At 43.1% G+C, this 15,258-nt stretch carries 15 protein-coding genes; 4 read left to right on the forward strand and 11 right to left on the reverse strand.

The genetic code is table 11. From position 1 onward, the window contains the following. Positions 1-256 precede the first annotated feature (256 nt). The 9 genes from ybgF to ACVBJC_RS19725 form a co-directional block, all read right to left on the reverse strand. The gene (gene ybgF, locus ACVBJC_RS19685) at positions 257-982 is read right to left on the reverse strand and encodes a tol-pal system protein YbgF (RefSeq protein WP_447162605.1); all 726 of its coding nucleotides are present in this window, start codon (positions 980-982) and stop codon (positions 257-259) included. A gap of 24 nt (positions 983-1,006) precedes the next feature. Further along, the gene (gene pal / locus ACVBJC_RS19690; RefSeq protein WP_447162606.1) at positions 1,007-1,546 is read right to left on the reverse strand and encodes a peptidoglycan-associated lipoprotein Pal; all 540 of its coding nucleotides are present in this window, start codon (positions 1,544-1,546) and stop codon (positions 1,007-1,009) included. Between the two features lie 24 nt (positions 1,547-1,570). Continuing rightward, positions 1,571-2,893, reverse strand: coding sequence for a Tol-Pal system beta propeller repeat protein TolB (gene tolB / locus ACVBJC_RS19695; RefSeq protein WP_447162607.1), 1,323 nt, complete (start codon positions 2,891-2,893; stop codon positions 1,571-1,573). Positions 2,894-2,902: 9 nt separating this feature from the next. Continuing rightward, entirely contained in the window at positions 2,903-3,838 is a 936-nt protein-coding gene (tolA, locus tag ACVBJC_RS19700; protein ID WP_447162608.1) for a cell envelope integrity protein TolA, read from the reverse strand. Beyond that, entirely contained in the window at positions 3,839-4,276 is a 438-nt protein-coding gene (gene tolR, locus ACVBJC_RS19705; protein ID WP_447162609.1) for a protein TolR, read from the reverse strand. Continuing rightward, entirely contained in the window at positions 4,276-4,965 is a 690-nt protein-coding gene (gene tolQ / locus ACVBJC_RS19710; RefSeq protein ID WP_447162610.1) for a protein TolQ, read from the reverse strand. Before tolQ ends, tolR begins: the two co-directional genes overlap by 1 nt. Further along, positions 4,955-5,353 carry a tol-pal system-associated acyl-CoA thioesterase gene (gene ybgC, locus ACVBJC_RS19715; protein ID WP_447162611.1) on the reverse strand — a complete coding sequence of 133 codons (399 nt, stop codon included), beginning with the start codon at positions 5,351-5,353 and terminating at the stop codon, positions 4,955-4,957. Before ybgC ends, tolQ begins: the two co-directional genes overlap by 11 nt. 231 nt (positions 5,354-5,584) lie before the next feature. Further along, entirely contained in the window at positions 5,585-7,741 is a 2,157-nt protein-coding gene (locus ACVBJC_RS19720; RefSeq protein WP_447162612.1) for a prolyl oligopeptidase family serine peptidase, read from the reverse strand. Between the two features lie 679 nt (positions 7,742-8,420). Continuing rightward, positions 8,421-9,290, reverse strand: coding sequence for a flagellar protein MotY (locus ACVBJC_RS19725; RefSeq protein ID WP_447162613.1), 870 nt, complete (start codon positions 9,288-9,290; stop codon positions 8,421-8,423). Positions 9,291-9,430: 140 nt separating this feature from the next. Between ACVBJC_RS19725 and rnt the strand changes: the two genes are divergently transcribed. After that, positions 9,431-10,111: a ribonuclease T gene (rnt, locus tag ACVBJC_RS19730; protein WP_447162614.1), complete on the forward strand. Its 681-nt coding sequence runs from the start codon at positions 9,431-9,433 to the stop codon at positions 10,109-10,111. Positions 10,112-10,237: 126 nt separating this feature from the next. Here the strand turns inward: rnt and ACVBJC_RS19735 are convergent, their stop codons facing one another. Further along, positions 10,238-10,843 (reverse strand): peroxiredoxin, encoded by a 606-nt coding sequence (locus tag ACVBJC_RS19735; RefSeq protein ID WP_012155800.1) that lies wholly within the window; start codon positions 10,841-10,843, stop codon positions 10,238-10,240. Positions 10,844-11,159: 316 nt separating this feature from the next. On the opposite strand from ACVBJC_RS19735, the gene ACVBJC_RS19740 reads away from it, so the two are divergent. Next, on the forward strand, positions 11,160-12,479 hold the full coding sequence (locus ACVBJC_RS19740; protein ID WP_447162615.1) for a Na+/H+ antiporter family protein: 1,320 nt from the start codon (positions 11,160-11,162) through the stop codon (positions 12,477-12,479). Positions 12,480-12,606: 127 nt separating this feature from the next. Here the strand turns inward: ACVBJC_RS19740 and upp are convergent, their stop codons facing one another. Beyond that, the gene (gene upp, locus ACVBJC_RS19745; protein ID WP_447162616.1) at positions 12,607-13,233 is read right to left on the reverse strand and encodes a uracil phosphoribosyltransferase; all 627 of its coding nucleotides are present in this window, start codon (positions 13,231-13,233) and stop codon (positions 12,607-12,609) included. A gap of 220 nt (positions 13,234-13,453) precedes the next feature. Here upp and purM point away from each other — a divergent pair, with 220 nt between their 5' ends. After that, on the forward strand, positions 13,454-14,494 hold the full coding sequence (gene purM / locus ACVBJC_RS19750) for a phosphoribosylformylglycinamidine cyclo-ligase (protein WP_447162617.1): 1,041 nt from the start codon (positions 13,454-13,456) through the stop codon (positions 14,492-14,494). Next, positions 14,494-15,138, forward strand: coding sequence for a phosphoribosylglycinamide formyltransferase (purN, locus tag ACVBJC_RS19755; protein ID WP_447162618.1), 645 nt, complete (start codon positions 14,494-14,496; stop codon positions 15,136-15,138). The genes purM and purN overlap by 1 nt, the downstream gene beginning before the upstream one ends. Positions 15,139-15,258 lie beyond the last annotated feature (120 nt).

Here is a 15,258-nt window from a genome sequence, read left to right on the forward strand (position 1 = left end):
GGCTGTGAAGGATTCGAACCTTCGACCAATTGGTTAAAAGCCAACTGCTCTACCGACTGAGCTAACAGCCCCCTTGGTATAACTAACATCTTAGCTTGAATAACTTACTTACTCGGTAAAGATGCCCTCAAACGACTGTGTCGCTCTGAGGGCGCCTATAATACCTTTTTCATCTTCGCATGCAAGTGCAATTTTACCATTTCACCCTGTTTGCATGAAAAACAATCTAAGAGATTGTTTTCTGAATAAATCAGCATCAAAGTGATGAAAGTTGCTGCACAGCAATTCTTGCAGCTGCGCTATTAGCATATTCCTGAGTAACTTTTTGATAGTAAGCCTTTGCTTTAGCCTTATCGCCAGTTTTCTCTGCAATCATGCCAAGCTTGACTAAACTTTCGCCACGCTTACCCGAATCTTTGTATTTTTCAACAACCGTCGTAAATGCTTTAGCAGCGCCAGCAAACTCACTCTTATTATAGAGAAGCTGCCCTAACCAGTAATTTGCATTAGGCGCATAGCTCGAATTTGGGTAACTTTCAATAAATTGAGCGAAAGCCGGAATAGCGGCCTCATACTTTTTATCTTTCAATACCAAGTTTACAGCTTGCTCATAGCTCGCTGTTTCACCAAGGCTTGAAGAAACGGTTGATGCAGAGTTGGGAGTATTAACGGCAACTGGCACGGCGGGTTTTGAAGAAAGATTAGCAATATCTTCATATAACTGACGCTGCCTTTGTAGCATCTGTTCTATTTGATAAGACTGCTGTTCACTCAAACCTCGTAGATCCAATACTTCCTGCTGCAAAGTTTCTAAACGCTGCTGCATTTGAAATTCGCTTTGTTGCTTAGCTTTGATGACTCGTTCTAAACGAGCTACTCTATCATCTGTAGAGCCACCAGCAATATCCTCAACAGGAGCAGGCGCTGCATATGCAGAACCTACTACAAGGAATATTGCCGCTGATAAAACGGCGTGTTTCATAGGGTAAGCCTTTTGCCTGTAATATTAATAAACAAGCACAGCGCGACGGTTTTTAGCAAAACCTTCATCGCTACGAGTGAAATCCATTGGCTTCTCTTCACCATAACTTACAATACTCATTTGGCTAGGTTGTACACCCATGCCTTGTAAGTACTTAGCAACGGCTTTCGCTCGGCGCTCACCAAGTGCGATGTTATATTCTGGTGTTCCGCGCTCATCTGCATGACCTTCAATCATCACTCGAACATTTGGGTGTTCAACCAAGTAGTCACCGTGAGCCTCTAACACTTCCGCAAACTGCTGAGAAACTGAACTACGGTCAAAATCAAAATAGATAATGTGTTCTTTTCTCAACTCTTGATACTTAAGGCGTTGCTGCTCTGCAGGAGTCAATACTGGCGCTACACCACCAGTTTCTACACCATTGTTTGCATATTCACTCGATGAAGATGACTCTGTTGAACTCGTTGCATCTGTTTCAGACTCAGAAGTCGAGCTACACGCGCTGATAGCCATAATAGGAAGTACGACTAACATGGCTTTAAATAGCTTATTCAGATCCATTTTTTAAATCCTTAATCTTTTTAGTTAGAGAAATGGTGACCAAGATGGTGATTTAACTTCACCCTGCCCAACTGGCAATCTTGCTTTAAAACGTCCGTCCATAGAAACCGCAGCTAATACCTGCTTACCTTGGTAGGTTGTTCCGTAAATAACCATGGTGCCATTTGGCGCCACGCTTGGTGATTCATCTAATCGCGTGCTGGTTAACACTTGCATAAAGCGAGTTTCTAGATCCATACGGGCAATATTGAACTTACCATTGGTGCGATTAACAAAAATAATGCTACGTCCATCAGGTGAAATTGAACCACCAAGATTCCACTCGCCTTCGAAGGTCAAACGGGAAATCTTACCTGAGTCTAAGAATACACGATATAGCTGAGGACGACCGCCTCGCTCAGAGGTGATAAGTAATGACTTACCATCAGGGAACCAAGATGGCTCAGTGTCAATCGCATAATGGTTAGTAATACGCTTAATGGCTTTAGTGGCGATATCTACCACATAGACTTCAGGTTGACCATCTTTTGAAAGCGTAACCGCTAATTTTTTACCATCAGGTGAAAAAACGGGCGCGCCATTAATACCATCAAAGCTGGTCACCTTAGTCCGCTGCTGAGTATAAATGTTTTGTACATAGATCTCTGCTTTACGGTTTTCAAAGCTAACATACGCAAGACGTTGACCATCTGGAGACCAAGAAGGTGACATTAATGGTTCTGGAGAGCGCAGTAGCATCTGTTCGTTATACCCGTCATAGTCACTAATCATCAACTTATAGGGTGACTTCTCTCCGTGATTAACAACGACATAGGCGATACGAGTTAAGAATGCACCACGAATACCGGTAAGTTTTTCATAAACAACATCACTAATTCGGTGGCCATATTGACGGAACTGCGCCGCTGTAATAATGGTTTCACGACTATCAATCACTAAATCCTGCTTAGAGATAGAATCTGACTGAAGCTGCGCTTTTACTAAGTCAATTAACTCAAAGCTCACTAAGTACTTATCAGCGCCATAAGGCTTTATCGACCCCATAACAACCGCTTCAGCAGGTTGAGCCATCCAGGCTGACACATTAAATTGAGCCAAAGTACTAATGCCACGCTGCGGCAAGCTCAGCTCATCGGCTGGGCTGAAAGTACCACTTCGAGCTAAGTCAGACATCACAACATCAGAGATCTGTGATGGCATAGGACCTGTGCCCTGCCATACAAAGGGTATGACAGCGATAGGTCTCGCAACATCAACGCCTTCGGTGATGACAATATCTAATGCAGCCTTTACAGGCATGCTGCAGATCAGCAAGCTTGTCAGCAACCATTTTCCCAAATTTTTCATATGGATCCTTTAATTGAACTCAGGTTGAACTGTTAAATTAATTTCTTTTAGCTTGTTATACACGTCAGGCTCATTCGATACTGGCAACCTGCCTGCTTTATTAATCGCGGCTTTTGCAGCGCGGCAAACAACGCTATCGCCATCGAGTGTTTGGCTTGCAGTAACAAAACCATCATTTGCTAAGCGAATGAAGACTCGGCAACTCTTTCCTCGCATCGACTCATCAACCACTAAATTGCGCTGAATAGTTGCTTTAATCATCGAGGTATAACGCTGCACCTCAGTCATGACTTGCTTATTACGAGTCTGAGAAAGTGCCGCTTGCTCGGCAGCCAATGCTTCTTGCATCATTTGCTCTTGCTCGCGCCTAGCTTGTTCTTCCGCTTTGCGCTTACGCTCGGCTTCAGCTTTACGTTTGCGCTCATCCTCAGCTTTTTTAGCCGCGGCCTCTTCAGTTTTGCGTTTATCCGCTGCTTTTTTTGCGGCTTCCTCAGAGGCTTTACGCTCAGCTTCTTTTTGCTTGCGATCAGCTTCAGCTTTAGCTGCGCGTTCATTCTCTTGCTTTTGCTTTAACTGTGCCGCTTTTGCCGCATCAGCTGCATTTTTAGTTTCAATCTCTTTTTGCTTACGTTCTTGCTCAAGTCGCTTAATTTGTGCCTGCTCGCGTTCACGCTCTTTGCGTGCTTCACGCACACGTCTATCGGCTTCATCTTGGCGCGCCTTTTCTTTACGCTCGGCCTCACGCTTTTCAGCTTTTAGCTTCTCAACATGCTCAGCGACCCTTTTCTGGTCGATAACCACAGCCTGAACCGCCGGCGCACTCGCTTGAGGCTGCACTTTAGGCTTTTCTGAAAAATCCACGCCTAAAATGAGAATAATTATCACGCCAATATGAATTCCAGCTGAAATAGCAACTGGAAGGGTTAAATCTGATTTTGCCGCCACTTATTTATCCTCCGGCGAATCTGTCATTAAACCCACTGACGGCACACCTGCGCCTTGTAGCGTCACCATTAATTGAATGACTTTCTCATAAGGAATTGAACGATCAGCTTTCACAACAACGGGGCGCTCAGGTTCTAGCTGAATAATCGCACCAACACGCACTGCGACTTCATCCAAATCTAGCGCCTCTTTAGTACTAGAACTGCCCACATCTAAATAATACTCGCCCATCGCATCAATGGATGCGACCACAGGCGGTTTACTGTCTGCAGGTAGAGACTCGGCTTGCCCTTGAGGTAAATCAACTTTCACCCCCTGGGTAACAATTGGCGCGGTAACCATAAAGATGATCAACAGTACCAACATCACATCGATATAAGGCACCACGTTAATTTCAGCAACAGGGCGACGGCGCTTCCTTTGGTAGCCTTGATGCATTATGCCTGTTCCTTCTCACTGTATGCTTGGCGATGCAAAATACTTGAGAATTCTTCCATAAAGTTGGCATAAGACATTTCAATCTTTTCAACTTGTGTCGAGAAGCGGTTATAAGCGATAACGGCTGGAATCGCAGCAAAAAGACCCATTGCAGTAGCAATCAAGGCCTCTGCAATACCTGGGGCCACCATAGCAAGCGTCGCATTTTCTACTGCGCCCAGTGCGATAAAGGAGTTCATGATCCCCCAAACGGTACCAAACAGACCGATATAAGGACTCGTTGAACCTATGGTTGCAAGTAAAGGTAAGTGAGTTTCAAGCTTTTCCAATTCTCGTGACAATGACACGCGCATCGCACGGTAGCTACCATCCATCACAGCTTCGGGCACTCGACCATTTAATTTATTTAAACGAGCATATTCTTTAAAGCCGGTAACAAACAATGTTTCAAGACCGGTATTGCTGTCTTGCCTTGCTGATAACTCTTGATAAAGCTTGTTGAGATCGACACCTGACCAAAATTTATCTTCAAACTTCAGCGCATTGTTTTTGGCAGCGGTAAGTAATTTACGGCGCTGAATAATGACCGCCCACGAGGCGATAGAGAGACTAAGCAAAGTCAACATAACAAATTTAACCAGTAGACTTGCTTGTAAAAATAATCCAATAAAAGAAATATCAGCTTCCAACTTTAAACTCCTGCGCAATATTTTGGGGAATAGCTCGAGGTCTCATTCGTGATAGCGCGATACAAGCGACTAAGATTTCTGCTTCGCAGTATACTTCACCTTGCTCGTCTATTAAGCGTTGCTCAAATACCATTGAGACTTTCTTAAGTTGTATGACCTTAGTTTCTACAATAAGGTTCTGTTCAAAACGCGCGGCTTTACAAAAATCTAATGCTGCACGTTTAACGATAAACGCAATGTCATCTTCTAATAAAGCGGTTTGTTTCACTCCCATCGCACGTAACCATTCGGTGCGGGCGCGTTCAAAAAACTTTAGGTAATTTGAATGGTAAACAACACCACCAGCGTCAGTATCTTCATAGTAAACCGAAATAGGCCAACGAAACATAAACGATAATCGCCAATCAATGAGATAAAATAGAGGCCTACTATACCTAGCCAGTATGCAATTGTGAATCGCCATATGTGATATGCGATGCGCTTCTTCATAAAATTTTGTTAATCATCTTAAACGATTGTTGCATAAGCGCCCAAGCCGGCTGTACACGGAACAGGCAGCAAAGCGTGACCCAATAAAAAAAGGAAGCCAAAGCTTCCTTTTTAATGACAATAAAAAGACTTATTTGCCTATCTGCGCCGGAACCTGAAGGCCAAAGTTATGCCAAAGGAAACTATAGATATCGGCGAACTCATCAATCTTCATCGAGGTCGGTTTACCTGCGCCATGACCCGCCTTTGATTCAATGCGCATAATCACTGGCGCATCGCCTTGCTGCTTGTCCTGCATTAAGGCACCAAACTTAAAGCTATGAAGTGGCACTACGCGATCGTCATGATCGGCGGTCATTACCATAGTGGCTGGATAAGCTTGCTCTTTAAGATTGTGATATGGAGAATAAGCATAAAGTGCCGGGAACTGATCAGCATTATCAGCACTTCCGTATTCACTGGTCCACGCCCACCCAATGGTGAATTTTTGGAAACGCAGCATATCGAGAACGCCGACAGCTGGCAGTACAGCAGCAAATAGCTCTGGGCGCTGCGTTAGGGTTGCGCCCATCAATAAGCCTCCATTACTGCGACCATAAGCGCCTAGCTTAGAAGAATTAGTATAATCTTGATCAATCAAGTACTCAGCAGCGGCGTAGTAGTCATCAAATACGTTTTGCTTTTTATCGAACATACCCGCCTGGTGCCAACTTTCGCCGTATTCTGCCCCACCTCGCAAGTTTGGCACAGCATAAACCCCGCCCATATCCATCCATGCAATATTGGCCGGACTAAAGCGCGGCGTCAACGAGATAGCAAACCCACCATAGGCATACAGCAGAGTTGGGTTTTGGCCATCTTTTTTCAACCCGTTCTTATAAGAGATCATCATCGGCACTTTAGTACCGTCTTTGCTGGTGTAAAAAACCTGCTCAGAGGTATAGTCACTCGGGTTAAAAGAAACTTGAGGCTTAGAGTAAACAGTTGACTCCCCAGTGTTAAAATCAAACTTGTAGGTTGTTTGAGGCTGGGTGTAACTGTTGAAAACATAGTAGAAGTAATCTTTACTACGCTTGCCGTAAGGGCCTGCGATTTTACCTTTACCCGGTAGCATAACATCTTGGCGCTTATCACCATTCATGCTGTAAATAGTCAGTTTGCCCAACACGTCGTGCAGGTAACTCACCACCATATGGTCATTAATAATCGCGATGTTGCTAATCGGGTCGCTAAGTTCAGGAATAATCGTCTTCCAATTATCTTTAGCGCTATTATTCACATCAATGGCAATCACTTTACCGTTCGGAGCGTTGTAATCAGTTTTGAAATAGAACACTGACTTATCGTTACCGATAAAGCTATATTCAGCCTCTAAGTCAGGAATAAGCTCAATAACTTCCGCTTGAGGTTCTTTCAGTGACTTATAGAAAAAGCGATTTCGGCTATCTGTACCTTGTGAGATATACAGTAGTAGGTAATCGCCGTTTTCAGAGACTTCGATACCAAAACCCCAATCTTTATTCTGCGGTCTTTCGTAAACTAGCGTATCTTCACTTTGCGGCGTACCAATTTTATGAAAGTACACTTTCTGATTAAAATTCACATCAGCCAGTGCATTACCACCCGCAGGCGCATCATAGCGTGCATAATAAACTCCAGTGTTATCGTGATCCCACACCGCACTAGAGAACTTTATCCAATCAAGCTCATCTGTAAGCTTCTTTCCAGTGGCAACATCAACAAAGTGCCATGCCTGCCAATCAGAACCTGACTTAGATACACCGTAGGCTAATGTTTTACCGTCATCGCTTACCGATACGCCTGACAATGCAATAGTACCGTCGTCAGAAAAAGCGTTAGGATCGAGCGCAACCTTAGACTTACCATTCGCATCAGTGACATACAGCACTGACTGCGCCTGTAATCCATCATTGCGGTAATAAAAAGTATTACTGCCTTTTTCGAATGGCGCTGAAATTTTCTCATAATTCCAAAGCTCAGTGATACGATCTACAATCGCTTGCTTATTTTCAATATTTGCTAGGTATTCTTTACCTGCTTGTTGCTGCTCGCTCACCCACTTTGTGGTTTTCTCAGACTCAACCTCTAAGTACCGATAAGGATCGGCAACTTGAACGCCATGGATCGTTTCTACAACACTGTCTTGGTTTGCAGTATTGGCACTAGCTGTATTGTCTGGTGTAGGTTGTGACTGGCAACCGACGATGGCTATCCCTAAACCTATAGCCAACAAATGCTTTTTAGTTAAAATTGAATGAATTCGCATTTTGTATCCCTGATTAACTGACTCTTTTAAAATGAGACTTTGTTGTTGTCGTTATGCTTTCTTTACTTCGCTTTTAATTAGCCTATTTTTAATAGACTGATTAATTAAAAAGTCTGACTTTATCTTTTTACTTAACGCCCTTTTCTCTGCGCACTATACAAACTAAAAAAATACATCGCAAAGTTTGTTTAACCATTATTGACCGCTCACGAACAATTCCATTGTTAATAATTTAGCAACATTGATGAATTAAATATCATGCGAAACTGACAGGAAATTGTGACCAATCACTCAGTATTGCTGCTATACGTACCTTTTAGCAGCAATCGCACACACCACCAGCATTACTAAAACTAATGAGTAACTCTAATTATTCTAGTTTGTCACTCTACATGTCTGGCTCTATAATTCGTCTCGTTTCCAGGAAGTGTCTGCCTAGCAGATTCGGAAACAAAGAACTCTTAAACTTTGGTGGTTATCCACGGAAGTTATATCCCTGGTTCTTATGCTTGACTTCCTTCCTTCAATTTGTTGATTGCAATGATTTATTTTTGCGGCCCGCTTACATGTAAGCGGGCTTTTTTTTATGCAAAATTTGGCGCAAACAACCTTGTTCCTCAAATATTGTCCATAAAAAAGCCCAGCAATTAAGCTAGGCTATTGCCCAACGTCAATGACGTTATAGCGGTTTACTTATTCTAATCACAACCCGGCGATTGCGAGAACGTTCATCTATCGTTTGATTCGACGCTACATGTCTTCTTTCACCATGCCCCATTGTATGGATCCGGCTTTGTCGAATGCCGCTAGCGACAAACAACTCTTTCACAGAATCGGCACGCTGCTCAGACACGTTTTGGTTAGCACTGCGTCCGCCATAACTATCGGTATAAGCATCAATCAGTACTAAGTCTACATTCTTATCATAAGCTAAATACTCTTGCACTCTAGCTATCTGTGACTTGGCATAACGAGTGAGTTCGGTGCCACCTGACTCATAGGTTAATACCGTAAATGCAATATCTTCAAATGAATAAGGTAATAAAGAAGATAAGCACGACTTAAACTCTGAGTACTGACGTCTAAAATTCACCGCTGATAGTCCTACCGCTATTTTGTTTGACTCGTTATACCAATCGGCATAGTAAAATGTCGGCTGCATGCCACTTTCAAGTTCGGCCAGCATTGACCAAGCAGCATTGCGCGGTACTTCACCACTGAAGTATTTTTGATAGGTTAGCTCAGTGATCTCTTTCGACAATACGCCAGGACGCCAAGCTGGCGCCATACTCACTAATTTAGCCTGAGTCACTTGATCTGGTTTAACCCACATATCGAGGCTGAAATTTAAGTTATGATCTTTGCCAGCGTAACTGGTAAATACTGCTTTGCCATAAGAGGGGATATCGTGTTCAAGACGACACATCACCGGATTATTGCCGCTCAGACGCCACTGCGACTCTTCTAAAGAAGCCACATATTGCCTTAAATCTGCATTGGCAGAAAAAGGGAGTAACAATAATGATGTCAAAATTACCCAAAGCCGCATAAATTAACTCTCTAAATTCGTATCACTATTCTCTATCGGCAAAGATTTATCTTTCTTTAGCCTATAAAACAAGCAAACGAACATGACAGTGATCCTCACTTGCAGCATAATAGCCACTTGCACATTTTTGGGAAATTTTAATGACAGACGCTTTCGACCCTAATTTATTGAAAAACCGCTTTCGAGGGTATTTCCCAGTGGTCATTGATGTTGAAACCGCAGGTTTTAACGCAAACACTGATGCGCTATTAGAAATCGCAGTCAGTATGCTAAAGATGGACGATGAAGGTGTTCTCAGTCTTGATAAGACATTACATTTTAATATTGAGCCATTCGAAGGGTCAAACCTTGAGCCTGAGGCATTAGCATTTACCGGTATTGATCCAACTAACCCACTTCGTGGTGCGGTCAGTGAAAAAGAAGCATTCTTAGAGATCTTTAAAGAAGTTAAAAAAGCACAAAAAGCTGCGGGTTGCCATCGCAGTATTATTGTTGCTCACAATGCAGCCTTCGACCATGGGTTTGTAACCCAAGCAATTGAGCGAAATGCGCTTAAACGCACTCCGTTTCATCCATTTGCCACGTTTGATACAGCAGCTCTTGCGGGGTTAGCGATTGGTCACACTGTACTAGCAAAAGCCTGCACTATGGCAGGGATAGCTTTCGATAATCGTGAAGCTCACTCGGCTTTATATGATACAGAGCGCACTGCAGAACTATTTTGCTTAATCGTAAACCGCTGGAAATCTTTGGGTGGTTGGCCTTTTATAGCTGATGAAACAGAAGTAGAAACCGAACCTCAGGAAACAGTTGAGCCTTAAGGTTTCATTATACGAAGCGCTGAGTACCACTCAACATGGTTCTGATAAAATAAAAAAAGCTGCGATAATCGCAGCTTTTTTTATGCTTTAACAACTTACAATTTCGTTATAAATTAACGTTATAAGTTATAGTGAATCAGCATTGTCTGTTAGGTAAGAAGCTACGCCCGCAGGGCTTGCGTCCATACCTTTGTCACCCTTTTCCCAACCCGCTGGACACACGTCACCGTGCTCTTCGTGGAAGTGAAGTGCATCAACCATACGGATCATTTCATCAACGTTACGACCTAGTGGTAGATCGTTAACCACTTGGTGGCGAACTTGACCTTCTTTGTCGATAAGGAAAGAACCACGGAATGCAACACCCGCTTCTGGATGCTCAACATCGTATGCTTTACAGATCTCATGCTTAACGTCAGCAACTAGCGTGTATTGAACTTGGCCAATACCACCCTTGTCTACTGGCGTGTTACGCCATGCGTTGTGAGTGAACTGAGAATCGATTGAAACACCGATTACTTCAACGCCACGCTTCTTGAATTCATCCATGCGGTGATCAAAAGCAATTAGCTCTGATGGGCACACGAAAGTGAAATCTAGTGGGTAGAAGAATACTACGGCAGTCTTTCCTTTAATTGCTTCAGATAGGTTAAAGGTATCAACAATTTCACCATTACCTAGTACTGCAGCAGCAGTAAAATCAGGGGCCGGACGGCCGACTAATACGCTCATTTTATTTCTCCATCTATGGATTGCTAAAAACGCTTTTCGTTTTAAATCTAAAGGCATTATAGGCAGTGTTTTGCTGCAGACAAGCTATTTGAGAGCAATATCACTTTTTTAAATGATTATTCCGTTAACTCGGTACTATCCGGTCATCTTAACCTTATATTTAACGCTGATATTCACACTTTGTTTGCATATTAAGCTACAGCTAATTCACAACTACGTTTGAATTCAAGATATCCGGCATAGATACTGGACATAATGCGTGTTAACAGGCAAAAATGGACGCAACTTCAAATATAAGAAATAGATTAATCATATTATGAATGCTGTTGTCATCGCTGTATGCCTAATGTTAGGCCTCAGCTTAGCTAGAGTTAATATCGTCATTGCACTCACAATCTCAGCACTCGTTGCAGGACTTGTTGGGGGCATGGATCTTCATCAAACGGTCGCAGCTTTTAATACTGGTCTTGGTGGAGGCGCACAAATAGCCTTAAGCTATGCTCTGCTCGGTGCTTTTGCCGTTGCCTTGTCGCATTCAGGTCTTACAACGTTAATTTCAAATAAGGTCATTAGTTTATTAGGCAAAGAGCAAAATAGTACCAACAACAACCGAGTTCGTTGGGTGTTACTATTAACGATTCTATCGATGGCTATCGCCTCGCAGAACATTTTGCCGATCCACATCGCGTTTATTCCTATTTTAATCCCGCCGTTACTGCATGTAATGTCTAAGTTAAAAATGGACCGTCGTTTAGTAGCCTGTGTGCTCACCTTCGGTTTAGTGACAACCTACATGGTATTACCTGTTGGCTTTGGCGGCATCTTTCTCTACGATATTTTGCTCACAAACTTAAATAGCAATAACCTGCTGGCGGTGAGAGAGCAAGTGGCTCCTGCCATGATTATTCCTGCACTCGGAATGGTGTTTGGTTTATTGGTAGCCGTCTTTATAAGCTACCGTAAGCCTCGCGAATATCAAGAAGAGCAAATTCTAGCTGCTGAACCAGAAGAGGGTCTAAATAAACGCAATATAGTGATTGCTGTTATTGCTGTTGTATCAACCTTAGTTGTGCAGCTATATACAGGTTCGATGATTTTTGGTGCCTTGGTCGGCTTTATCGTGTTTAGTTTTTCTGGTGCACTTAAGCATGTCGCAGATCAAGATATCTTCAATCAAGGCGTACGCATGATGGCCAACATTGGCTTTATCATGATATCTGCTGCTGGTTTTGCCGCTGTGATTAAGGGGACTGGTGATGTTGCTAGTTTAGTTGAGATTATGAATACGGCGATTGGTGATAATAAAGCCTTAGCTGCATTCCTAATGCTACTGGTTGGTTTGCTTATTACAATGGGAATTGGTTCATCGTTTTCAACCATTCCTATTATTGCCGCTATCTATGTGCCTTTAGCGATGAGTTTTGGTTTCTCTGTTGAAGCAACGATTGCCCTTGTGGGTACAGCGGCTGCTCTTGGTGATGCAGGCTCACCAGCATCGGAGTCAACCTTAGGCCCAACAGCAGGTCTTAATGCCGATGGTCAGCATGACCATATGAAAGACAGCGTTATTCCAACCTTTATTCATTACAACATTCCATTGTTAGTGTTTGGCTGGGTAGCGGCAATGGTGCTGTAATTTCAACGAAAACTTTAGCACTCAGTAAAAGATAAAAACAAAAAAGGAGCCATTCGGCTCCTTTTTATTGTTTGCTGATTTAGTTAGGTGATACTCAGACCATCTTAACTGGTGACGACATTAATACTTATTTAGTACCAAAAATCTTATCACCCGCATCACCAAGACCTGGCAAGATATAACCTTGCTCGTTTAGGCAATCATCGATAGAGGCAGTATAAAGCTCAATATCTGGATGTGCTTTCTCAAGCGCTGCAATACCTTCAGGCGCAGCAACAAGAACTAATGCTTTAATCGCTGTACAGCCGCGCTCTTTTAGTAGGTCGATTGTTGAAATCATCGAGCCACCAGTTGCAAGCATTGGATCAACAACAAGCGCAATACGTGAAGGCATGTCGCTAGCTAGCTTTTCAAAGTACGGCACAGGTTCTAGTGTCTCTTCGTCACGGTAAATACCCACAACAGAAATACGTGCACTTGGTACGTGCTCAAGAACGCCATCCATCATACCAAGACCAGCACGTAAAATAGGTACTACAGTAACCTTCTTACCTTTAATCTGATCAATTTCAACAGGACCATTCCAACCATCAATCGTTACTTTTTCAGTTTCAAAATCAGCCGTTGCTTCATATGTTAGTAGACTGCCTACTTCTGCCGCTAATTCGCGAAAACGCTTAGTGCTAATATCACCTTCGCGCATTAATCCAATTTTATGACGGACTAAAGGGTGCTTAACTTCAACGACTTTCATCTTGTTCTCCTGATTTTCTAACGTATTTTTCACGGTAAATTTTATCGATTCTAGTAGATTTGTTCATATAGGAAAACTTAAAGTTTCAAAAAGGCGGTAAATCGTGACCTCTGTCGCTAAGTTAATTGAAAAACTTACCTTTCGACGCTACTCACAAGCTGATAGAATAGCGCCGCGTAAAATCCAATAATAATCGATACCCGTACCCGAGAGGATCTCCGTGAGCACTCCTACTACCCCACTAAGCTATAAAGATGCAGGCGTTGATATTGATGCCGGAAATGCACTAGTTAACAACATCAAGTCAGCAGTAAAACGTACCCGCCGTCCAGAAGTTATGGGCAATCTAGGTGGTTTTGGTGCACTTTGTGAGCTACCAACTAAGTATAAGCATCCAGTACTGGTTTCTGGTACTGATGGTGTTGGCACTAAGTTACGTCTTGCTATCGACTTTAAAAAGCACGATAACGTCGGTATCGACTTAGTCGCCATGTGTTCAAACGATCTTATCGTTTCAGGTGCAGAGCCACTGTTTTTCCTTGACTACTATGCAACGGGCAAACTTGATGTTGAAGTTGCTACAGCAGTAGTTAAAGGTATTGCAGAAGGCTGTGTCCAATCAGGCTGTGCACTTATCGGCGGTGAAACTGCTGAAATGCCAGGCATGTATGAAGGCGATGACTACGACCTAGCAGGATTCTGCGTTGGCGTTGTAGAGAAAGAAGAGATCATCGATGGCACTAAGGTGCAAGACGGTGACGCTCTTATCGCGCTAGCTTCAAGCGGTCCTCATTCAAATGGTTTCTCACTAATCCGTAAGGTATTAGAAGTGAGCAAGGCTGATCCAGAACTTGAACTTGCTGGTAAGCCACTAATAGACCATTTATTAGAGCCGACTAAAATTTATGTAAAATCACTGCTTAAATTGCTTGAACAACATGATGTTCATGCAATGTCGCACATTACAGGTGGTGGATTCTGGGAAAATATCCCACGCGTATTGCCTGATGACTGTAAAGCAGTGGTTAACAGCGACTCTTGGCAGTGGCCTGTTGTATTTAACTGGTTGATGGAAAACGGCAACATTTCTGAATTTGAAATGTACCGCACCTTCAACTGCGGCGTTGGTATGGTTATCGCCCTACCAGCAGATAAAGTCGATTCAGCCTTAGATTTGCTAAAAGCAGAAGGCGAGAACGCATGGTTAATCGGAAACATTGCCAAGCGTAACGGCGAAGAAGAGCAAGTGGAGATCCTGTAATGCCCCAGAGTTGTCGCGTTTTAGTATTAGTTTCAGGTAATGGCAGTAATTTACAAGCTATTATTGATGGCTGTGATGATAATCTGCAAGCCGACGTGATTGGTGTGATCAGTAATAAGCCCGACGCCTATGGATTGGTTCGCGCCCATCAAAATGAGATTGATACCAGCTGCGTGATAGCTCACACAGGCGAAACAAGACAAGAGTATGACGCAAGGCTACTAAATGCGATTGAAAAGTACCAACCCGACCTCATCGTGTTGGCTGGCTTTATGCGTATTTTAAGTGATGAATTCGTTCAGCGTTTTGAAGGCAAGATGGTTAACATCCACCCTTCTCTCCTGCCTAAATATACAGGTTTACACACTCATCAACGTGCGATTGATGCTAAAGATTCAGAGCACGGCGCTAGCGTACACTTTGTGACGCCAGAGCTTGATGCTGGCCCTGTGATCTTACAAGCTAAAGTGCCTGTTTACGAAGACGACACAGCAGATACTTTAGCTGAACGTGTTCATGAACAAGAGCATGCCATTTACCCGTTAGTGGTTAAATGGTTCAGTCAAAACCGACTCGCAATGGTCGATGGCTCAGCGCAACTTGATGGTCAAACATTAGCTATCAACGGCTACGCTGCCGACTAGTCAGTATCGATAATTGAACGTCGTAGAAAAAGGTACCGAGAGGTGTAATGCCGTTCACTTAAGGTGAACGGCATTTTTATTTTTGGCATACCGTTGAGGCCTTGGTTTTACTGTTCTGGG

This window comes from Shewanella sp. 0m-6, from assembly GCF_052977325.1.